Source organism: Vibrio sp. EA2 (assembly GCF_033042495.1).
Taxonomy (GTDB): domain Bacteria; phylum Pseudomonadota; class Gammaproteobacteria; order Enterobacterales; family Vibrionaceae; genus Vibrio.
This window is the reverse complement of record NZ_JAWLID010000029.1, coordinates 1-19829: the sequence shown is the minus strand read 5'-3', so window position 1 is coordinate 19829 and position 19829 is coordinate 1. Positions and strand designations below refer to the sequence as shown.

21 protein-coding genes and 4 pseudogenes are annotated in these 19829 nt (G+C 41.9%); 7 read left to right on the top strand and 18 right to left on the bottom strand.

What is annotated here, in order from left to right; genetic code table 11:
• Positions 1–415 precede the first annotated feature (415 nt).
• The 7 genes and pseudogenes from RXX31_RS24135 to RXX31_RS24105 all read right to left on the bottom strand — a co-directional run.
• Positions 416–688, bottom strand: a pseudogene (locus RXX31_RS24135) (BMC domain-containing protein); the annotation flags it as partial.
• 45 nt (positions 689–733) lie between these two features.
• A complete protein-coding gene (gene metK, locus RXX31_RS24130; protein WP_317592144.1) occupies positions 734–1882 on the bottom strand; it encodes a methionine adenosyltransferase in 1149 nt (382 codons plus the stop codon).
• Between the two features lie 146 nt (positions 1883–2028).
• Positions 2029–3063 carry a response regulator gene (locus RXX31_RS24125; RefSeq protein WP_317592143.1) on the bottom strand — a complete coding sequence of 345 codons (1035 nt, stop codon included), beginning with the start codon at positions 3061–3063 and terminating at the stop codon, positions 2029–2031.
• Between the two features lie 12 nt (positions 3064–3075).
• On the bottom strand, positions 3076–4299 hold the full coding sequence (locus RXX31_RS24120; protein ID WP_317592142.1) for a PocR ligand-binding domain-containing protein: 1224 nt from the start codon (positions 4297–4299) through the stop codon (positions 3076–3078).
• Between the two features lie 373 nt (positions 4300–4672).
• On the bottom strand, positions 4673–5359 hold the full coding sequence (locus RXX31_RS24115) for a DUF4336 domain-containing protein (protein ID WP_317592141.1): 687 nt from the start codon (positions 5357–5359) through the stop codon (positions 4673–4675).
• A 107-nt stretch (positions 5360–5466) separates the two neighbouring features.
• Positions 5467–5862 carry a hypothetical protein gene (locus RXX31_RS24110; protein ID WP_317592140.1) on the bottom strand — a complete coding sequence of 132 codons (396 nt, stop codon included), beginning with the start codon at positions 5860–5862 and terminating at the stop codon, positions 5467–5469.
• A gap of 183 nt (positions 5863–6045) precedes the next feature.
• Positions 6046–6288, bottom strand: a complete 243-nt coding sequence (locus tag RXX31_RS24105) for a hypothetical protein (RefSeq protein WP_317592139.1) — start codon at positions 6286–6288, stop codon at positions 6046–6048.
• A gap of 303 nt (positions 6289–6591) precedes the next feature.
• Here RXX31_RS24105 and RXX31_RS24100 point away from each other — a divergent pair, with 303 nt between their 5' ends.
• Entirely contained in the window at positions 6592–7557 is a 966-nt protein-coding gene (locus RXX31_RS24100) for an ADP-ribosylglycohydrolase family protein (RefSeq protein ID WP_317592138.1), read from the top strand.
• Positions 7554–8402 (top strand): NAD(+)--dinitrogen-reductase ADP-D-ribosyltransferase, encoded by an 849-nt coding sequence (locus RXX31_RS24095; protein ID WP_317592137.1) that lies wholly within the window; start codon positions 7554–7556, stop codon positions 8400–8402. Before RXX31_RS24100 ends, RXX31_RS24095 begins: the two co-directional genes overlap by 4 nt.
• A gap of 66 nt (positions 8403–8468) precedes the next feature.
• On the opposite strand, the gene RXX31_RS24090 is transcribed toward RXX31_RS24095, so the two are convergent.
• The 5 genes from RXX31_RS24090 to RXX31_RS24070 form a co-directional block, all read right to left on the bottom strand.
• Positions 8469–8684 (bottom strand): TIGR02450 family Trp-rich protein, encoded by a 216-nt coding sequence (locus RXX31_RS24090; RefSeq protein WP_317592136.1) that lies wholly within the window; start codon positions 8682–8684, stop codon positions 8469–8471.
• Between the two features lie 195 nt (positions 8685–8879).
• The gene (locus tag RXX31_RS24085; protein ID WP_317592135.1) at positions 8880–9362 is read right to left on the bottom strand and encodes a hypothetical protein; all 483 of its coding nucleotides are present in this window, start codon (positions 9360–9362) and stop codon (positions 8880–8882) included.
• 297 nt (positions 9363–9659) lie between these two features.
• Positions 9660–10277, bottom strand: coding sequence for a LysE family translocator (locus RXX31_RS24080; protein ID WP_317592134.1), 618 nt, complete (start codon positions 10275–10277; stop codon positions 9660–9662).
• Between the two features lie 160 nt (positions 10278–10437).
• On the bottom strand, positions 10438–10740 hold the full coding sequence (locus tag RXX31_RS24075; protein WP_317592133.1) for a type II toxin-antitoxin system RelE/ParE family toxin: 303 nt from the start codon (positions 10738–10740) through the stop codon (positions 10438–10440).
• Positions 10728–10985 carry a type II toxin-antitoxin system Phd/YefM family antitoxin gene (locus tag RXX31_RS24070; protein ID WP_005448240.1) on the bottom strand — a complete coding sequence of 86 codons (258 nt, stop codon included), beginning with the start codon at positions 10983–10985 and terminating at the stop codon, positions 10728–10730. The genes RXX31_RS24075 and RXX31_RS24070 overlap by 13 nt, the downstream gene beginning before the upstream one ends.
• Before the next feature lie 281 nt (positions 10986–11266).
• Between RXX31_RS24070 and RXX31_RS24065 the strand changes: the two genes are divergently transcribed.
• The 3 genes and pseudogenes from RXX31_RS24065 to RXX31_RS24055 form a co-directional block, all read left to right on the top strand.
• A complete protein-coding gene (locus RXX31_RS24065; RefSeq protein WP_317592132.1) occupies positions 11267–11539 on the top strand; it encodes a damage-inducible protein J in 273 nt (90 codons plus the stop codon).
• The gene (locus RXX31_RS24060) at positions 11536–11814 is read left to right on the top strand and encodes a type II toxin-antitoxin system RelE/ParE family toxin (protein ID WP_317592131.1); all 279 of its coding nucleotides are present in this window, start codon (positions 11536–11538) and stop codon (positions 11812–11814) included. The genes RXX31_RS24065 and RXX31_RS24060 overlap by 4 nt, the downstream gene beginning before the upstream one ends.
• Positions 11815–11905: 91 nt before the next feature.
• Positions 11906–12511 (top strand): annotated as a pseudogene (locus tag RXX31_RS24055) (IS110 family transposase); the annotation flags it as partial.
• On the opposite strand, the pseudogene RXX31_RS24050 reads toward RXX31_RS24055, so the two are convergent.
• From RXX31_RS24050 to RXX31_RS24035, 4 genes and pseudogenes are all read right to left on the bottom strand, one after another.
• A pseudogene (locus RXX31_RS24050) lies at positions 12489–12842 on the bottom strand (GNAT family N-acetyltransferase); the annotation flags it as partial. The pseudogenes RXX31_RS24055 and RXX31_RS24050 overlap by 23 nt on opposite strands.
• A gap of 285 nt (positions 12843–13127) precedes the next feature.
• A complete protein-coding gene (locus tag RXX31_RS24045; RefSeq protein WP_317592130.1) occupies positions 13128–16100 on the bottom strand; it encodes a polysaccharide lyase family 8 super-sandwich domain-containing protein in 2973 nt (990 codons plus the stop codon).
• 486 nt (positions 16101–16586) lie between these two features.
• Positions 16587–17000: a UPF0158 family protein gene (locus RXX31_RS24040; RefSeq protein ID WP_317592129.1), complete on the bottom strand. Its 414-nt coding sequence runs from the start codon at positions 16998–17000 to the stop codon at positions 16587–16589.
• Positions 17001–17144: 144 nt separating this feature from the next.
• On the bottom strand, positions 17145–17654 hold the full coding sequence (locus tag RXX31_RS24035) for an RDD family protein (RefSeq protein WP_317592128.1): 510 nt from the start codon (positions 17652–17654) through the stop codon (positions 17145–17147).
• 329 nt (positions 17655–17983) lie between these two features.
• Here RXX31_RS24035 and RXX31_RS24030 point away from each other — a divergent pair, with 329 nt between their 5' ends.
• The gene (locus RXX31_RS24030) at positions 17984–18268 is read left to right on the top strand and encodes a type II toxin-antitoxin system RelB/DinJ family antitoxin (protein ID WP_317592127.1); all 285 of its coding nucleotides are present in this window, start codon (positions 17984–17986) and stop codon (positions 18266–18268) included.
• Positions 18265–18543, top strand: coding sequence for a type II toxin-antitoxin system RelE/ParE family toxin (locus RXX31_RS24025; RefSeq protein WP_317592126.1), 279 nt, complete (start codon positions 18265–18267; stop codon positions 18541–18543). Before RXX31_RS24030 ends, RXX31_RS24025 begins: the two co-directional genes overlap by 4 nt.
• Before the next feature lie 193 nt (positions 18544–18736).
• On the opposite strand, the gene RXX31_RS24020 is transcribed toward RXX31_RS24025, so the two are convergent.
• Positions 18737–19552, bottom strand: coding sequence for a hypothetical protein (locus RXX31_RS24020; protein WP_317592125.1), 816 nt, complete (start codon positions 19550–19552; stop codon positions 18737–18739).
• 151 nt (positions 19553–19703) lie between these two features.
• Positions 19704–19829: pseudogene (locus RXX31_RS24015) on the bottom strand (type II toxin-antitoxin system RelE/ParE family toxin); the annotation flags it as partial.

Sequence of the window (19829 nt, the reverse complement as noted above, 5' to 3'; positions counted from 1 at the left end):
GACTTGGGTATAGGACACCAACGGAGTATATTCATGCGCATCTATAGAAAGTGTCGCACTTCAAACTTGATACTAAGTGTTCCTGGGGTGGATTCACGGGCTAAAGAAGTATAGGTAATTAATTGGATGCAGTACGACGGCTCGTTCCAGACTTAGTTCTGCTACTCGTAGTCGCAGATTTGTTTGTCGACGGTGTTGTACTCTTTGTTACTTTTTTTGTTGTTGACGGTTCCGCTTTCGGAGCCGTTGTTTCAGGAACACTTTTATCTCCCCCTGCAGCTTTAGAGGCGTTTTGTGGCGATGAAGGCTTAACCTCCTTAGGTTCTGCTGCTGGTTTGTCTTTCACGGCGACGTCTTGTTCTGTTTGTACTGGTTCAACTTCTTGGACTTGCGTACCAACATTTTCACTAGCAGTAATAACAGATTCTAACCCTTCTGCCGTTCGGGCCAATACCTTATACGCATACACCTCTCCTATACGGGACGCTGCCGTAACACCGGCATCAACTGCGGCTTTCACTGCGCCAACATCACCGACAAGTTTTACCGTGTGCATGCCGTTACCTTTGGCGGCTTCATAACCTAGTAACTCTACGTTTGCTGACTTAATCGCAGCATCTGCAGCTTCGATTGCCGTCGCTAAGCCTATTGTTTCTATTAAGCCCAAACTTTGACCAGATATAGACATACCTTTCTCCTTAAAATTGAATTAGATTAAATTGGCTGAAGTTATTTATGTTCTACTTCGCAATCGTTCTGATATCGTCGTATCTTCCCAGGGGAAACCATCTCGTCCAAAGTGGCCATAGCATGCCGTTTTACGATATCGAGGAACCAGTAAATTTAAGTGCTGAATCATTTCGTACACACGAAGATTAAAATGTTCGTTAACGAGCTGATATAAGCGAGAAATTGGTACTGTTTCTGTACCAAATGTATTTATTTTCATTGAAATAGGCTCAGAAATACCAATCGCCCAGGCAAGCTGGATTTCACATTTTTTAACCAACTCAGCCGCAACCAGATTTTTGGCAATGTACCTCGCCATATACGCAGCAGAACGATCAACTTTTGACGGATCTTTACCTGAGAAGGCTCCGCCGCCATGACAAGCCGCACCACCATAAGTATCAACAATGATTTTTCTACCCGTTAGGCCGCAATCTGCAGTTGGCCCTCCAATAAGAAACTCTCCTGCCGGGTTAACTAAAAATTGAGTCTTAGGTGTTATCCAAGCAGTCGGAATAACTGGTTTGATAATTTCTTCAATTACAGCTTCCCGTAACGCTTTCAAAGAAATATCTGGTGAGTGTTGAGTGGAAACTAAAATAGTATGGGCTTGCTGAATACCATTATGATTATACTCAAGCGTAATTTGAGCTTTCGCATCTGGGAGTAAAAATGGCAGGGAATGGTTTTTTCGCAATAAGGCTTGTCTTTTCATTAGCTTATGCGAATAATTAATAGGAGCTGGCATTAGCTCTGTCGTTTCATTGCACGCATAGCCAAATGTGATGCCTTGGTCACCCGCACCTAATTCTGAAAAGCTAGAGCTTCGAATGCCTTCTGCTATATTGCTAGATTGGACGCCAAGTAAGTTGATAACGCCACAGGTATTCCCATCGAATCCGGCTAAAGAATTATTGTACCCACGGCTTATTATGGTACTTCGAACAATAGATTCTATATCAAGAGTAGCCGATGAGTTAATCTCGCCGGCAACAATCACCACACCTGACTTTATCAAGCATTCACATGCGACTTTTGCAAAAGGATCTTGGAGTAAAAAAGCATCCAGAATCGCATCAGAGACCTGATCAGCTAATTTATCAGGGTGACCTTCCGAAACTGACTCAGAACTAAATAGGTAGCTTTCCATCATCTATACTTTCATACTATCATTCATTTATATTGATAATATAGATAGATAAATAAACTTTCTTGCCCGTGTAGTGGACTATTTTGTTATAACCTTTCCCTCCTAGAGCAAGAAAATGCGATTATCTCGATGTTCATCTGTTGAGTCTACTATGCTTCTCGGTAATCAGAAGGAGATATACCAATCTCTTTTTTAAAGATTCTACAAAAGTAGTTTGAGTCTTTCCATGCAAGCTCTAAAGATATTTTATTTATTTTCAGGTTACTATATTTTAATAACGCACTTGCAATTGTTAGTTTTCTTTTTGTTATATAGTTAGAAAAACCAATACTCTCGTTCTTTTTAAATGCTCGGCTTAGATAGCAAGAGCTGACGAATGTTTTTTCTGCAATTTCATCCAAAGTGATATTTTTGAATATATCTTTTTCGATATGGAATTTTGCTCTGTTTATGAAATCAATACTAGATGGCTGTTTTTTAAGTGAGTTAGTGAAGATAACATCACCAACTTTAAACAAAGAAAAAACAAGTTGAGGGTATAGATCTTCTCTTAATCCTGAGCGACTTACTTCTTCTGATAGTGCGTATAATTTTGAACAACTGGATGAGTAATCATCACTTAAAGAGTCAAGGTAGATGCATAGTGTATCGATGAATTGTTTAACATTATCTCTATCATCGTTACCTTCTTTATTATTTAGATAGCTTTTATTTATTACATTTAATACAAAGTCATTCCAAATGGCGTAATTCTTTTGTTCGATAATACTTTCTATATTAATTTTTAATTCTTTAGACCTTTTTATGATATCTTCATCGAATCCTAATGCCTTTTGAATGGTATCAATTAGAATATTTTGCCGTACAGGTTTCAACAAGTAATCTTGAATCTGTAAGTGGAACATATTATGTAACATATCAAAATCATCATTCGCTGTCGTAACAATGACTTTAGCTTCTTTATGTTTAGATCTTAAATACTCGATAACTTCCTTTCCATTTGGAAGGGGGATATTGATATCAACGAGCATCATATCAATATTCTTAACTTCATCAATTAATTTTATTGCCTTTTTACCCGTCGATGCTTTATGAATAAAGGAATTATTTACGCACTGTAATACAATTCTCTCAATGGATTCCATTTCAATTAGTTCATCTTCAACTATTATTATATTATACATGAAATCTCTCTTTTATTTACTTACCATTGGAAATCTTAGAGTAATTTTAGTTCCTTGCATCGGCCTGTTTGGACTAGATATCTTAAGCCTATATTCTTCGCCATATAACATTTGAGATCTATTTATTATGTTATAAATGCCAATACTTCCATTGTTTGAATTTTTTTCTCCAGTGATAATTTCTTCTATTCTAACATCACTAATTCCATCGCCATTATCTTGCAATTCGATAAAAACATCTTCACCATCATCGAACGCAGAAATAGAGAGGCGACTAATCGTATCTCTTGGTTCAACCACATAGTTAAAAAAGTTCTCCACTAATGGTTGTAGCGTCAAGAAAGGACACGGTATATTTGAATATTTTTCAGGAACATCGCAAGAGTATTCAAACCTATCACCCATCCTTACTTTTTGAATAGACATATAGTTTTTAACGTAGTTTATTTCCTGGCCTATTGTTATTACTCCACGAGAGCTTTTCCTTAATAAATATCGCATCATATCCGAAAAGTTGTGCAGCATTGCTTCTGTTCTTTGCGCCTCTTCCAAATAAGCTAAGCGACCAATAGTATTAAGAACATTAAACAAAAAGTGTGGCCTAACCTGATAAGAAAGGGCTTTAAATTCTGCTTCACGAAGCGCCCTTTCCATCTCCATACTTTTCTGCAGTTCATTTTTTAGCTCTAACTCTTTATGGTGTAACTCATCTTGAACAATTCTCGAGTGTGCTTGTTCTACCAAATAAGATGCCACATCGAATAAGGTATTTGCTGTTGAAACAAACCTCTCGTAACCCATCTTTTTTGATTTATCGTACAACGCTGTCAACTCAGCATTGTCTTCCCATACTTTGTTATTCTCTAAAATGTGCGGTATTTTGTTTTTGTCACAGTCTTCGACTCTGACTTGACCTGAAATCATCGCGCCCAGATAGTGACCGTTGACCATAATTGGGACGGCACATTCTACAAAACCACAATAGCATCGATACACAACAGGCTTCCCAGTTTGCATCGCAACACGACCACCAGCATCATCACTCTCGTAACATCGCTTTTGCTTGTTTGGATCGCTTCTAGATCGAGCACAGTAGTCACAGAAGCCACTAGGTTTAGTTACCGGTTCTCCATAAGCATCAACTACGACCAGTGCGATTTCCATAGACTGGCTGAAGTTGTTTTGCAATGTTTGTATGCGGTCGATGTCTAGGTACTCTTGAAGTGTATACTGCATAATTCTCTACATCTTGTGACTGACGGCAAAGACGAATTATAATTTTTCGATTGGCTCGCAACCTGACACAGATCAATCAAGTTATGTATCATTAGTGCTGGGTGGCTGTTTTGAGATATTCGTTATAGTTTTCTATTTATACTTTTAAATAGCCCGTTAGTGCGTCTTTTCCTACACAAAGGTCGTTATAAAACTCAGTATACCGTTTAGGCAAGCACATAGGATTTCAGAACTCTATTCATCTTTCGATATCACGTTCATGAGTGGTTTTATTTTTTAAATTAGATACCTAAACTTATCAGTTCTTAAAAACAATGTAATACCTTAAATCACTTGATTTATCATCACAGCCAACATGAATTTCAACAATTCTTCATATCAACCATTTAAATGAATGTTCTAAAAACTTATCTATATTTCCTCTGATAATCTCACCATGAGACATAACTAATATATCAGGCTTCCAAGCAAATATCCGATTCAGGTGTCTGCGCGCATCGTTTTTTCCAAACATAAAGCTTAAACGCCAATCCAGAGGCATTTTTCCATTAGGGGCAAGAACCCCAACTCCTCGTGCAACAACTCTTTGCCAATATTTAAAGTTGTCGCCGGAGAAATTTTCTACTAAATCGGTAACGATTAACGTACTAGTGCCTTTATAGAAAAACACGCATTCTTCCATTGGCGGAGAGCCAGAAAATAGCTCTTGTTTAATGTCTTTGCTCCAAGCCCAGTTTTGCTTGCTATTGAGAGATTCACTAAACGACAGATCATTGCGTTTTTTGATTACCTCGCGAGTACCATATATCTCAGCACCAGGGTATGACGATATCCAATCCGATAAGAACAGATGGTGTAAATGGTTTGGCGCAATCAGATATTTTACATCCCCCAAACTTTCTATTTGCTCGGCAATTGATTCGGATAGTTTGATCGGGCTATGAATCCAAAGGTCTCCATTTGACAATCGGACAACCGTCATTCGCGTAGTAAAGGGCAAACCTAAAAACTGGACTGACTCTCCATCAAATATCCATATTTCATTCGCTAACTTTTTCATATTCCTCCAAACACTTTGTAAATAAGAAGCGAATTCAAACCAAAATCACCAATTGGCGAGAACTCTTCTTATACGCGTTGCTTGTCGCTATTTTATGTACGAGCGTCTTAGTAACGTAACCCCATTGAAAACGCCTGCTCCTCGGTAATGACTGCTTTCTTCTTTAACAGCCCTATTATTGAGTTAGGTTTTCTTGCGACACCTTGGGCGATTTCATCTAAAGGTACATTAGCTTGATATTGATTTATGACGTACTCAACGGCGTCATCTGTCCAGGGTAAACCATAGTTCTTCGGTAAACCTTTGGAGATATTTTCTTGCTGCTTTTCTTCGAGAGACTTCTTGTGTTTTTTCTGAGTCGGCTTATTACGTAGCACGTAAAAAAGTGCGCGAATAACATCAGGGTTATTATAAGGAGAATCATCTGGAAAACACTCTCCTGTATTGGGGTCAATGCCATTCGCTAAAGCATCAATGATTGGATATGCGCTTTCTTGGTCCATATTTATCTCCTAAAGTGTTGAAAGCTAACAGCTGCTAATAACCGTCTTGTTAGAGGGTAACCCGCGTAATACTGAATGCTCTGCATAACTCCCTTAATCACTAAACACCACGCAGAGCAAAAGTGCCGCGTGGTGAAAACCAGCCCTGAACAAAATGTTGACTCCTACTGTACGGTAGGACACTTATTGAAATTCTTTGCCGTGATTCTCTAGGGTCGATTTGCCACACTGAGTACAAACGATGTACCTATCAGTTAATTCCAATGAAGCACCAGCAGGCAAAGAAGCGGCAGAACCACTAAAGAAACCATCTAAAAATGCTTTGAACTGCTCCTTTTTAGATTTACCGTACTTAGAAGGCTTCTGTCTCATCGCCTCTTTATGCTCCGTATTATTCCCACATGTTTCACAAAACCGAATATTCATACTCCGCCCAAAAAAGTCAACGTACACAGTAGGCTACATAAATAGAAGCAAAATAATTGCGAGGCAGCACCAAATCCGCATTAAATATTTTGATCTTAAGACCATATCCAAAGCTAACTAAGGAATGACTCCAACAAGCGTATTCGAATAAGGAACTCCTGGTTTGTGCCTCTAACTAAACCACCATTTTTGCAAACATAATAACGACGCAAAAATATTAACCTTGAGATATGTGTGGATTTTTGATGCTAAAATCTATGACAATCTAATCTGATTGAACAAAACACATACAATGGAGTTGCTATGTCTTTTTCTTCAGAGCAAATACCCCCCATTCAGGCTAATCAGGACAGATCAAGAGGATGCTTGATAGGATTAGCGGTCGGTGACGCATTGGGCACTACATTAGAATTTCAACCACCCGGAACCTTTAAACCACTGACTGATATCGTTGGTGGAGGACACTTTTGTTTAAAAAAAGGGTACTGGACGGATGATACCTCTATGGCGTTATGTTTGGGCCATAGCTTGGTTGAATGCGAAGGTTTTGATGCCAGGGACCAAATGAACAAATACTGTGATTGGATGAATAAAGGTTATATGAGCAGTATTGGCGTTTGCTTCGACGTTGGTGTTGGCGTGTCATCGGCATTACGCCGTTTTCAAAAAACAGGTGATCCCTATGCAGGATCTAAAGCGCGCTGGAGCTCAGGAAATGGTTCGATTATGCGCCTTGCACCTGTTCCCATTTTTTATCAGCAATCACTCTCCGATGCGATGGAGTTTGCAGCAGAAAGCTCTCGTACGACTCACGGCTCTGAATTGTGCCTTGATGCCTGCCGTTTACTGTCCTCCATATTAGTTCATCTTATTAATGGTGGAGAAAAACACGGGTGCTTTGAACTTCAGTACCAACCCAAAACGGAAGAAGTTCGACTTATGAAATCGGGGGCTTTTGTCCACAAAACGTATACCAAACTAACAGGAAGTGGGTATGTCATAGAAAGTTTAGAGTCCGCGTTATGGTGTTTTATTAATACCGAGTCGTTTGAATCGTGTGTTCTGGCAGCCGCTAACCTTGGAAATGATGCGGATACAACAGCGGCTATAGCGGGTCAATTAGCTGGTGCTTACTACGGACACGGTGGGATACGCTCTGACTGGTTGGGTGTACTTCGTATGCACGATGATATTCTCGCGTTGGCAGATGAACTTTTCAAACTTTCCCAACAAGTTAATAAGGGGAAAACGGCGGAGGAACGTGAATGACAGAGTTGGCTATGTTGCAAACTACTCACTATTTTTGTTCTCCGGAAGAAAATGAGGTACTTCATCAAATATGCTTGCCTCTTAATCACTGTAATGTGCCCTCCTGGCTGCTCGCGAGCATCGCCTATCAGGATAACCCGATCCCTTTGGAAATAGACGGTATCCAACTTTGGTATTCCAAGTTATTTAACAACCTTAGAAGTATGGATAGTTATGGGACTCGGGCGGAGCATTTTAAGAACGTCATGACTCAACTGTTTCATTTATCGAAACATGATTACAACACGCAAGAGAACTCGGATCCGCCTCCCAGACCAAAAGTCAATTATCGGCGCTTGTTGTTGGGGTGGTTGTTTGATTCAGATAATGAACAAGGTGCGGCATGGCGTAGCTGGGTTGAATCACGCTTTGGTTTATTGACCTGTTTCCATAGAGAATCTCTGCATGGGCCTGATACGCCCGAATATCTGAGGTTCAGGCAGGCTTGTACCCGAGCGACATACAATACTAACGAGCTTTATGCACAGCTAGATTTGCTTTATTGCTTTTGTCAGCATGAGTTGCGTTTGCGATATAAGGGCCGTGAACACGTAACTTTATATCGCGGCTGTACTGAACTGCCTGAACACACTATTGATGGGCAGGCAGTCAAGCTGTTCAACAATCTGAGTTCATTTACGGCTGATGAAGAAAGCGCACTTCGTTTTGGCTCTAAAGTCTATGCCGTTGAAGTGCCTCTTGCCAAAATCGCCTGCTTTGAATCCTTACTCCCCCAAAGTCTACAAGGAGAGCAAGAATTTATGGTTTTAGGCGGACTATACAAAGTTGAGCGATTAAAACTGTAAAACTTAAAGCACCGTATGTTTCGAATCAATTTTAAACGCTTTGTTGGGTGTAAGCCTAGTTTGTTCTTATATCCAGCCTTGAATCCATTTGTCTCTGTTTTTCAATTCAGTCCAATCTATTAAATACTCGTTTTTGGACAAAACCGCTTCTAATTTACACGAAATCACAGAGCCATCCTCTTCAAACTCCACCTCTGATATTAAGAAGTGTTTTTCTCGATTCATTGACTTTACTGCCGTCCATTTGCTGTTGTGTAATTTAGCAGGGTTAATTCGGTTCATATCAACTCCCAAAAAACATTCTATCTGTAAATATTTCTACGAAGGTTTTAAGACTGAAGCTCAGTACTGTTGAGCATCAACAAAAACACCTAACACCGTATCAAAGCATCAGAAACGCTAAAACATCACAGACTGAGCATGTATGCAATAAACACGCAAGGCAAGCTTCAAACGAATATCATCAAGTATTGTGAATCATTCTTGCACGCTTTGCTGTGTACTTTTTACGAGCTTTATGTGTTTAACTAAGTTTGCATACAAAAAGCAAGTCCAAAGAACAATAATACTAACACTGAAAGGAGTTGATACAGGCATCTCATTTTCTACGCCTAAAGCCGTGCCGTACATTTGAAGAGCAAAGACTATTGGAAATAGCAGAACCGAAAATCGAATGGTTACGACAAAGCCAAGACTGAAATATCGCCCTAAAAAATCGCTTCCGCTGCTAGCACCATTAACCCTGTACGTAAAATAGGTTCCCACTAGAACTACCACCACATTGGCAATTGACTCTATTTGATCCCATATATTTGAATATTCAGTGGCGCTGCCTTGAAAATACTCGAAAGCAGCGACACTGAATACAATATAAATCAGAGCGTATATAAACCTATCTTTCTCTGTAAGTCTGCCACCGACAATGTCACGTTTTAAAGCCTCAATATTCCAAAAGTACATCATGTTTTCCTCACTCTTGTAAATACCCACAGAGTATTACCGATTGAATCTAACTACTTATAAAATATTAATTTTTTCGAGAGATTTCACGACACTGAAGAGTTTCATAATACCGCAATGAGAATTGACAAATTTTTTGTGAGTCACCTTAAACGCTTGTTAGCTATATGGCTCACCACTATAAGCTAAACTCTTCTAACGCTGTTATACCGAAGCCGCCGCATACCACCCAATAACGAAAACTGACGCATGATAAAAATGCCACATGTTGAATCCCACTTGAACCGTTTGTTAGTTTTATTGCTGACGACTGAGTAACAGGTTAGCACCCGACACTGCCAAAAAGGCAGCACAAGCTCTATTAAAACGCTTCGCCATTTGGGGCTTTGTAAACCATTGCCTTAAATAAATTCCGAACATGGCATAGAGGGATATTGCCGTCATTTCCAATACTAAGAACGTAAAGCCTAGAACGAAGAACTGTTCATTTACACTGTGAGAAATATCAACAAACTGCGGTAGAAACGCTGTGAAGATTAAAATGGCCTTGGGGTTGCCAGCGGCGAGTACAAACTCTTGCTTCGCTAAGCCTAAATGGTTTCGATTGTTCTCTATTTTCGTGATTGGGCTAGCTTCCGAACGCCAAAGATTTAATGCAATCCACAGCAAGTAAGTAGCACCTAATAGTTTAATCACGAAAAATAGGCTCTCAGATGCGTAAAGCACCACCGCTAAACCTGAAGCGGCTAACGCGATCATTACTGTAAACGCTGCAATCCGACCAAGACCAGCAATGAACGCAGACTTGAAGCCATAACAACGAGCATTGTTCATTGCTAACAGGTTATTTGGTCCTGGCGTCATATTGAGCGCAAAACACGCAGGTATAAAGAACAGTAACTTCCAGATTTCCAAAATATTTCCTCCATGAAAACTAACATCGCATTGAGTGTGAGCAACGCTACCACCCAACCTAGACCATTGCACTATCAACACAAAACCCAACGATGGAATGGAAAATGCCATACGTTGGAAATTACTCTTGAACAGTTTGTTAGCCGCTCATCCCCGAGGGTTATTGCTTACTCAACAGGAACTTACGTAAGTCTCTCTCAGCACGCATAACAAACAAAACAAATACTTTGTCACCGTCTTGTTTATAGAAAACACGGCACGGATTAACGACAACTTCACGATAACTTAGATGTTCTAGTTCTGGCGGAGTGCGACCTGATTCAGGAAAAGCTTCTAGGCGTTCAATTTTAGCGAAGATCGTTTGAACCAATTGCTTTGCAGCTACGACATTTTCAAGTGCAATGTATTCAGCGATATCATTGAGGTCAGACAGCGCTGGCTCAGTCCAGATTATTTCAGCCATTTTGACATTTTGTCCTTGGCTTCATCGTGACTTACCACTTTACCGTCAGCTAATGCGCGTTCGCCTCGTGCAATGCCCTCCAAAATCGCCAAACGATTTTGCATAAACTCATAATCGTCAACATCTACTAGATATGCCGATGGCTTACCATGTTCGGTAATCAACACTGGCTCTTTGGTATCGTGTAGATCGGCTAGGATCTTAGTTGCTTGACGTTTGAGTGATGTAACTAGTTCTACTTTCATGAGAGCTGCTCCAAAGGAATACTAAAGTGATACTATTCTATCACTTTGAGTATAGCAAGTACCATGACGGCTAACGAACTATGGTTGACAAAAGAGGGAGGCCATGTGGCCCAATTAAGGTTGAGGTACGCAATACCGATGCTGCCGGATACACCTTAATCACTGAAACCAACGCATAGTAAAAATGCCACGCCTGCCAAATCACTCTTAAATTGTTTGTTAGTTACCCATCCCCAACGCTAGTGCTAACATTTGTACGCACATCAATAAAGGAATACATCATGGACACTAGAATTCAATTTCGTGTTGATAAAGAAACAAAACGCCTAGCTCAACAAATGGCTGAAAGCCAAGGTCGCACACTGAGTGATGCTTGCCGTGAACTTACTGAGCAACAAAGAAAAACATTATCTCACGATGCATGGCTAGCTGAACAAGTAAACCTAGCATTTGAGAAGTTTGACTCAGGAAAATCCGTTTTCGTTGAGCACCAATCTGCTAAATCTCGAATGGAAGAACGCAAAGCCAGAATTCGTAATAGAGTTAAGCAATGATTTTATGGGAAGAAGAGTCACTTAATGATCGTGAAAAGATCTTTGAGTTTCTCTATGACTTTAACCCTGATGTGGCAGAAAAAGCTGACATCCTCATTGAAGCAAAAGTAGAAAACTTGCTAGAGCCGTCTCTTATGGGGGTACAGCGAAAGGGCATTCGCGGACGATTACTTATAGTTCCTGAGATTTCGATGAACGTATCTTACTGGGTTGAAGGCGATATCATCCGTATTATGCGCGTACCCCACCAAAAGCAAAAATTCCCTATGGATTGATTACTTCCTCAGGGCAACTAACGAATGACATGGATTCCCCCTCCCGAGGATCGACCACACTTATGTGGTACTTATTTGCACTGGAGGCACCATGTCTGATTATTCTTATTTTGGCGGTATCGACTTAGCTAAAAATCACTTCAGTATTCATGTTGTAAACTCGCAAGGTAAAGTCATCCTGCATAAATCCGTTACCCGCTCTAAACTACTGCCTACATTAGCAAATATGCCACCTATGCGTATCGGCTTAGAAGCGCGCGGTGGAGCGCATTACTGGGCAAGGACACTCCATGGGCTTGGCCATGATGCTCGCATCATGGCGGTTAAGTATGTCGTCCTACACCGTACAAAAGGTAAAAATGACCTCAATGATGCGGTTGCTATTTGCCAAGCTGTACAACATTCATCTACCCGCTTCGTACCCGTAAAATCCACTAAGCAACAAGCCATTTTGTCGGTGCACCGTATGAGAGAACATTGGGTTCGCGAACAAACTGCTTTAATGAATCGTATCCGAGCGCTGCTTTCCGAATTCGGACTAATCATACCTGTTGGACGCTCATCACTGATGAAGCAAGTTCCCCTCAGGCTCGAAGACGCCGAAAACGAACTACCTCATTTAGCTAGGACGGTTATTGCTGACGCTTACCATCATCTTGAAGCTTTAAACCAACGTATTGCTGACACAGAACAGATATTAAGATTATGAAATCGACATCTTTAGTAGAAGCATAATCTGCAAGCTGAGATAACATTGAAGAGCCAATACCTTTACCTTGATGAGCACTGTCGATACAAAAATCGATCACACCTAAGACTTTGTAGGTTTCTTCTCCCACGGCTATCACTCGATAGTCTAAGCCCATGTAACCAACAAGTTGATTACCTTTATATTTCAGGGCTCTCATGTGAGGAAGTTGCTTGTAATAAGAGCGTGTCACTTGATCTTCAGGAAACGACTGGTTTCTCAAAGACTGAATCTCAGAATGCTGCTCTCGCGATAATTCTATTTCCGGGTAAATATCCATATTTGACCTTTAAAAGCTACCACTGTGTTAAAGCGCCGCATAGCTACATTATCAAAACTTAACCCAAAAATGAGTCCCCCTGAAACATCAACATCACAGCCGCGTTCATTCCAGTAGACTCTGCCATCAACTCTTTTACGACTTAGCTGCTTGTAGTATCAGCTAGGGTTTTTGACCGCAGGCCGCCATACAAAGGCCCTGGTGCATCTGCTGCATAAGACAGAGCATCAATTGTCAGACTGATGCTCTGTTCATTCCACTCCTCGGCAGTTCCTCCTTAAGAACTTATTTCACCGGCTCTTCCAACTCACCTTGAATTAGCAGCTGAGGGGTATAATTACCGCCACTGTGCTCTTTGGTAGATAAACCGACATAACCGCCTTGACCTTTCTCGTCGATATTAACCAGCAGCAGATCCAGTGAACGCTTGCTGTCCAATTTGTTGACGATATCAGTTACATCCAGCTCAATCCATTTCTGGCTTTGACCATGGCTGGCTGTGGCAATGCCAGATGCTGTGGCGCCATCGGTAGAAGGTAGAGTATTCCAAGTGATGCTTTCTTTTTCAACCCAATCGCCGGCGTCTGCAGAAAAGGCCTGCAAGCGGGTATCTTTATTACCGCCAGTTTTGTCTGGACGGGTGTCAACACCTCGGATATGCAACTTTAATTTGGCGGAAGTCGCTTTTAAGCCCGTCAGGCCGTTTGTATCAAAGCGAAGAATACTTATATGATCCAGTGCCGGGTTATTGTAGTGATTTTCTACCCCCATGAACCCCCAGCCAATACCGTCGAATTTGTCAGCCTGATTACCACCGCGCACATAAGCGTCTTGAGTCACTTTCAGCTCTAGTCCGCCAGCTGCCAAATCTTGCTTGGCCTTAGCTCTGGCTTCTGCATCAGCTTTTGCTTCGGCTTCAGATGCCTGTTTGGCTGCAGCTTCCGCTTTGGCAACAACTGCGGCTTGGGCTTCAGCTGCGACTCTTGCTTCTTCTTCTGCTTGCCTGATTTCATCCCTGAAGGCTTGGTTTATCTTCTCCGCACCTTGGTAGAACGGGAAGGTTACGCTGTTACCTTGTTCCGCAGTTTTGCCGTGTGTCATCACCATGCGAGTTACCGCTTCGCCCTTGGCTTTAGAGTCCAGCGTCAGCTTAACTTCGGCGTAAGACAAACCTGGAGTGGATAAGGTTACAATCGGTTCAGCACCACTTTCATCTACCAGCAATACGCTCGGTTTATCTACAGAAACCGTAAGATCGTCGCTGATCACTACGCTGCCGGCCTGATGGAAAACGACACCAGTGATCATAAGATCGGAATTACGCACGGCCTGTACGCTGGTGCTATTCTGCAGCACGGTCACTGGCATCATCTGCTGATAGGACGCCGTCTGCTCTGCGGTCAGCTCAGGCACAATAATGTACTGGTAGTCGGCGTCACTTGGCTTCACGCCGTGGCTGATATGCAGGGTGAAGACATCCTTAGAGACTTCATTGGCGGAAGATCCACTGCGGATCCGTTTCCAGTCACCTTTCTGCGTCTGGTTGGATAGGTGGCGTTCGCCGTTTTTCGGGAATATATAACCTACGCCATCATGGTGCACCCAATTGGCAGAGCTGATCTCGCGTACACCGTTTTCAACTTCCACACCATCAACCGTCACCTTACCGTTGAGCAGGGTCTGGTTGAGAGTAGTGTTCACATTTTCAGCGGATGTTGAAGAGATGCCAGCGCCTAACGCAACTATCTCGTTTTTAAAGCTGAACCATGATTTCTTCGCTTTAGTGTTGAATGCATCACCTTTGGCGGGACTGGTATCCAGGTTCATATCCATGGTTGTTACGCCATAATTGCCGTTAGACACGCCACCCACGAAAGCAACTTCCGGCTGTTCAACCTTACCCCAGTCATCCGGCAAGCCTTGATATTCAGGCGCGGTTACGCCCGGCACCAACTTCCAGTTCCATACCGGGAAAATGTTGTGGTATTCGTCGCCGCGCTGTTCCAGGAATGTGCTGCCGAAGCCCAGCCAATAGCCCAACAGGTTTTCACCGTTACCACTTTCATTAGGGTAGGTTCGCTGGGAGTTCATACGAATGCCGAAGAAGTGACCATCGGCCATTTTGGTGGAGTAATCACTGCGCCAGAAGTGTTTAAAGCCATTTAAACCCGAAGGTTCGCCATATCTGGCACCTGTAACGTGCGCTTTAAAGGCCATAGCTTCAGCTGCGCGTTCAGGAGTTAATGCCGCCACCATATCCATCTGGGTGATACTATTGCTTGGTTTTAACGGCGGTAACTCAGCCAGAGGAGTTAGTTCTGGTTTGCTACGGCTGATACCGCGTCCCCAGGTGTTGTAGTCCAGACGGCTGCCGCGCTTCATCCAGCGCCAGCCATCCAGGAAGAAATTGGTGAGAATATCAGCCTTCTCTTGGCTAAACCGCCATTCGGTATTGCGGACCATATAGGCGACTCGCAAGGTTGCGCCAAACCAGACTTCGCCATAGCCTGCACTGTATAATTGAGCGCCGTGCTGATGGAAAGAGTAATCCGCCTGGATGCCTTCGCCATTGGTGAGTTTGACGGTATTTTCCATGTCTTTTACTGCGGCGCCAACCAGAGATTTGCTATGGATCAGTAGGCCGCGGTAGATTACGACCAGGTTGATGTCACTGCGGTTACCGCCAGTTGTCTCAGCATTATCACTCTTACGGACTCCAGGAGTATCTGACATGATCATCGCGGTTTGAAAGCGCAGCTCCATCGGCAGCAGGTCACCCAACATTAGAGCAACTTCACCCAGAAATTGAGGCTGACCAATGTCTGCCCACCACCAACCGGTTTTGAAATCTTGTTGATACCAATAGGTCAAGCCACGGATAGCCGCATCCGCCAAATCGGCATTATTTGATTGCACGAAAGCGGCACCGAGCATCCGCAGGCGTCTTAGGTGATCTCCGGCTTGCCAACCAGTTGGATCTTCGTCGGCATATTCAATATCATCCCAACTGCCATTCGCGGCCATGCTGTCAGCATACTCTTGCGCTAGCTCCGACACTGATTTCTGTTGTTTAGCGGCTATGTCGGTTTGGCGCTCAACAAAACCACTCAGCATATTCTGGCGCACCAGCTCGAACTCATTGGCTGCCTGAGATTGAACTTCGGAAGCATGTTGACTTTCGACTTCTTTGATTATTCCATTACATCCAGTAATGGCTAGCACCGATGCGGTAATTACCGATAATTTGAACTTCTTCAACTTCAACTCCACATTTATTCTGACAAAAGAACAAAGGAAACCTGAAACAACGTTTCTCTTGTGGTGAAACAATAAATGTTTTATTAACTTGTATTAGTTCTGATGAAGATAACGCGAAGCAGATCAAATCATCCTGGCCGTCTGTAGTGATTTTAATCACAAAAGGTACCGTGTTGAGTAACAACCTCTTTTTTGAAATGTGCCATTTACGGATAAAATGGGCATCATACATTTCTGATCACCAAGCTATTCTGTCGTGAGTTGCATTGCCTCCGTTTTGCACAAACTCCCCCTTCCCAAAAGTAATGGACAAAAGCAACGGACTGATCAGATTCGAGGCTTTCAGAGTAACTTGTGAAATATAACGTTCTATTTAGGGGTGAACGACGCAATACCAAAACCGCCGCATTCCACCTAAAACTCCAAACGCAACGCATAGTAAAAATGCCACGCGTTGCGAATCCCTCTTGAACCGTTTGTTATGTGTTAAGCCACATATGTAACTGAATTTGCTTCACACCAATCTTTCAGAGCTTGTTTTGTGGCTAAACTTTGAAACTGATACCACTGCTCTGTTGCGCCAATTTGTTCTAAACGATGCTTAAATTTAGTAAAAGCACCTTTTCGACTGAAGTAATCAGATATCAAATCGTATTCACTTGGCAGCTCTCGGGAAACAAATTCGAGAACGGTTCTTCGACCTAAACCTAAATCACGCTTACTCGGAATACAAAGGTAATGTTCTGAGTCCTCGATATCGTCAGGTACAGCCTCATCTACGCCATCACCGATGTAGTGAATTTGCCCTGACTGCGTATTCAAATACGCCTCAGCACCAAAACTCAAATCTCCAGAAACAAACTCCATTGCCATTTCCAAGTCATTAAGATCTACCTGCATATTGACTCTCCATTTACTCCTGACACATAACACAGTTTAGGGGTAAGCAACGCTACCACCTTACCTAATCCATTGTGCCGTAAAAACTAAAGTTGAAATCAAACCGAAAATGCCGGGCGTTGGGAATCCGCCTTAAACGCCTTGTTAGGTTTGTCTTACAACAACAGAGCCAGCTATGTAGTCATGTACCGCTCGCCTTTTCTCATTGAATAGCATGGAGACGCTTTCCAAGACAACCCACCCAATCATTGCGAAGCCAATAATGGTAAATAATACCCCTTGCTCCAGGCTGTCCCAAGTATGCCCGTAGAACGCGAGCTGGGCATAAGCATATATGTTAAATGGAACCATGATAATAGGGACAATGTCGCGCATACATGACTGTTTTATAGTTAAGTTTCGGCTTTCAGATACATCGACAACTTTAACCTTCGTAACCATCTTACCGATGGTTTGTCCATATTTCGCATGCATAATGACGTAATATGAAATACCTAGTATCGAGCTACCTACACACCAAATAAAAATGCCTCCTGAGCTGAACACTCCAGATTGGATATATTTATCGATCCACTGTAGTGGTAAGAAAACGAACCCATCGATAATGATGGCGAACAAGCGCCTCCAAAAATTCGAGTATTTATAGGGATACACATTCACTCCTTGGAATTAAATCAGTTAGTTGAAGCTAAAATGTACACCACTTAACAATTACTAAAGTTAAACAAAGGATATTTTGCGAGGCGGAATATAAAACACAGCTCACATGCAAATTGAACAGCTCGTGCGGACAAACCTAACGCCGCGTTAAGGGGTGAACAACGCAAGCCACCAAACCTAAATTATTGTGCCATAAACACAAAAGCTAAACTTAGAACCAAAATTGCCATGCGTTGAGAATCCCTCTTGAATGCTTTGTTAGTTGCCCCTCTCGCACACTGGTGCTAACATTTGTGTGTACGCAATTTTTTTAGGAACTACACATGGATACTAGAATTCAATTTCGTGTTGATGACGAAACAAAACGTCTAGCTCAACAAATGGCTGAAAGCCAAGGTCGCACACTTAGCGATGCATGCCGTGAACTTACAGAACAAATGGCAGAGCAACAAAGAAAGACTTTATCCCATGACGCTTGGCTAACAGAACAAGTAAATCTTGCTTTTGAGAAGTACGACTCTAGTAAAGCCGTGTTTGTTGACAATGCATCAGCTAAATCTCGTATGGAAGCCCGAAAAGCAAGAATTCGTAACCGAGGCCAACAATGATTCTATGGGAAGAAGAATCCCTTAATGATCGAGAAAAAATCTTTGAGTTTCTGTACGACTTTAATCCTGACGTAGCTGAGCGAACCGATAACATTATTGAAGCTAAAGCTGAAAGTTTACTCGAACAGCCGCTCATGGGCGTACAGCGTGATGGAGTTCGAGGAAGACTCTTAATTATTCCTGAAGTTTCGATGATTGTTTCATATTGGGTCGAAGGTTCAATAATTCGCATAATGCGAGTTCTACACCAGAAACAAAAATTCCCTACGGACTAATGCGGTATACGGCAACTAACGCTTTGCTAAGGTGTGAGTCATTTTACTTGCTCCCAGTTGCCTAACGCCGCATTAAGGAGTGAGCAACGCAGACCACTGCATTTAAAATATTGTGCCGTAAACACTTAACCCGAAGCAAACCAAAAATGCCAAGCGTTGGGAATCCGTCTTAAACGCTTTGTTATGCAGTTACTCAAAGGGGGGCACGGAGATCAATTTGTTTAATGTCAAAGCCTAATATAAACATTGCCTTATCCATTTGCCTAAAGTTTGCTTGAGTAACCTCGCCATACTCCAGCTTACACAAATACCTCAGAAACCACGATGCCACTTTATTTGCTGTAAAGTTACGCTTATCGTCCGATGACTTCATTTTAACCCCTAACATTCCACGAAGTTCACTATTTAAACATCGAACTCGTGTCCCAGAACCTTTAAATGAAACAAGGTGCTTTGTTATCATTGTTAGTTCTGATTTCTGTTTCAGACTTTCTAGCGAGTCGAAAAAGCTAGCGAATATATAATTAATATATGCAGCAACTCTTGAATCATAGATAGTTGTGAGCTCGAACATGAATGAGAAAACTTTTGTCCAACCACTAGACCAACTTAGCTTGTCGAGATCGACTATCAAATCATCATCATTTTCAAACCAAACTTTACACCCCGTAAGGTACGGTTTCAGTTCATTTTTTCGATGAAGATTAATAGCATCAATAATGTTTGATGCTTGAACGCCACCCCAATCAAAAACCTCAACGCATTGCAAAATGAGTTCAGCATTTGGAGTTTCTTCTAGAGTATCTAACTGACGGTCAATGCTTACGGAATATTTCCCAGAGGACTCATAAGTGTATTGTTCAGCTGCTGATTTAATGGATGTAAAATCTATTTTTCCCTTTCGCTTACCAAAATCTACCTGACATTGTGCATTGCTTATTTTATTAAAATAGAAATCAGAGAAGCTCAAACGGTCTAAAATCTGAGTCAATTCATTATAGGAGTTCATAATTTTCTCTCTGCTGCATAACGCCCAATTAAGGGGTGAACAACGCCTCCACCCAACCCTAAAGCATTGTGCCATAAACACTAAAACTGAAGTAGAAGCAAAAGTGCCAAGCGTTGTGAATCCCTCTTGAACTGTTTGTTATAACTCAGTTTTACACGTCGTCTTCCGTCAAAATCTGACGACAATTACGAACTGTTAACACACGAATTTCGTGGCTTAAACTGTAAATAATACGATAGTGACCGAAAATGATTTCACGATAGTTTGTATGGGGCAT

What these genes read in the sequence shown, in the direction of transcription:
- metK (WP_317592144.1), bottom strand. Translation starts at nt 1,882, where the DNA reads ATGATGGAAAGCTACCTATTTAGTTCTGAGTCAGTTTCGGAAGGTCAC.
- RXX31_RS24125 (WP_317592143.1), bottom strand. Translation starts at nt 3,063, where the DNA reads ATGTATAATATAATAATAGTTGAAGATGAACTAATTGAAATGGAATCC.
- RXX31_RS24120 (WP_317592142.1), bottom strand. Translation starts at nt 4,299, where the DNA reads ATGCAGTATACACTTCAAGAGTACCTAGACATCGACCGCATACAAACA.
- RXX31_RS24115 (WP_317592141.1), bottom strand. Translation starts at nt 5,359, where the DNA reads ATGAAAAAGTTAGCGAATGAAATATGGATATTTGATGGAGAGTCAGTC.
- RXX31_RS24110 (WP_317592140.1), bottom strand. Translation starts at nt 5,862, where the DNA reads ATGGACCAAGAAAGCGCATATCCAATCATTGATGCTTTAGCGAATGGC.
- RXX31_RS24105 (WP_317592139.1), bottom strand. Translation starts at nt 6,288, where the DNA reads ATGAATATTCGGTTTTGTGAAACATGTGGGAATAATACGGAGCATAAA.
- RXX31_RS24100 (WP_317592138.1), top strand. Translation starts at nt 6,592, where the DNA reads ATGTCTTTTTCTTCAGAGCAAATACCCCCCATTCAGGCTAATCAGGAC.
- RXX31_RS24095 (WP_317592137.1), top strand. Translation starts at nt 7,554, where the DNA reads ATGACAGAGTTGGCTATGTTGCAAACTACTCACTATTTTTGTTCTCCG.
- RXX31_RS24090 (WP_317592136.1), bottom strand. Translation starts at nt 8,684, where the DNA reads ATGAACCGAATTAACCCTGCTAAATTACACAACAGCAAATGGACGGCA.
- RXX31_RS24085 (WP_317592135.1), bottom strand. Translation starts at nt 9,362, where the DNA reads ATGTACTTTTGGAATATTGAGGCTTTAAAACGTGACATTGTCGGTGGC.
- RXX31_RS24075 (WP_317592133.1), bottom strand. Translation starts at nt 10,740, where the DNA reads ATGGCTGAAATAATCTGGACTGAGCCAGCGCTGTCTGACCTCAATGAT.
- RXX31_RS24070 (WP_005448240.1), bottom strand. Translation starts at nt 10,985, where the DNA reads ATGAAAGTAGAACTAGTTACATCACTCAAACGTCAAGCAACTAAGATC.
- RXX31_RS24065 (WP_317592132.1), top strand. Translation starts at nt 11,267, where the DNA reads ATGGACACTAGAATTCAATTTCGTGTTGATAAAGAAACAAAACGCCTA.
- RXX31_RS24060 (WP_317592131.1), top strand. Translation starts at nt 11,536, where the DNA reads ATGATTTTATGGGAAGAAGAGTCACTTAATGATCGTGAAAAGATCTTT.
- RXX31_RS24040 (WP_317592129.1), bottom strand. Translation starts at nt 17,000, where the DNA reads ATGCAGGTAGATCTTAATGACTTGGAAATGGCAATGGAGTTTGTTTCT.
- RXX31_RS24030 (WP_317592127.1), top strand. Translation starts at nt 17,984, where the DNA reads ATGGATACTAGAATTCAATTTCGTGTTGATGACGAAACAAAACGTCTA.
- RXX31_RS24025 (WP_317592126.1), top strand. Translation starts at nt 18,265, where the DNA reads ATGATTCTATGGGAAGAAGAATCCCTTAATGATCGAGAAAAAATCTTT.
- RXX31_RS24020 (WP_317592125.1), bottom strand. Translation starts at nt 19,552, where the DNA reads ATGAACTCCTATAATGAATTGACTCAGATTTTAGACCGTTTGAGCTTC.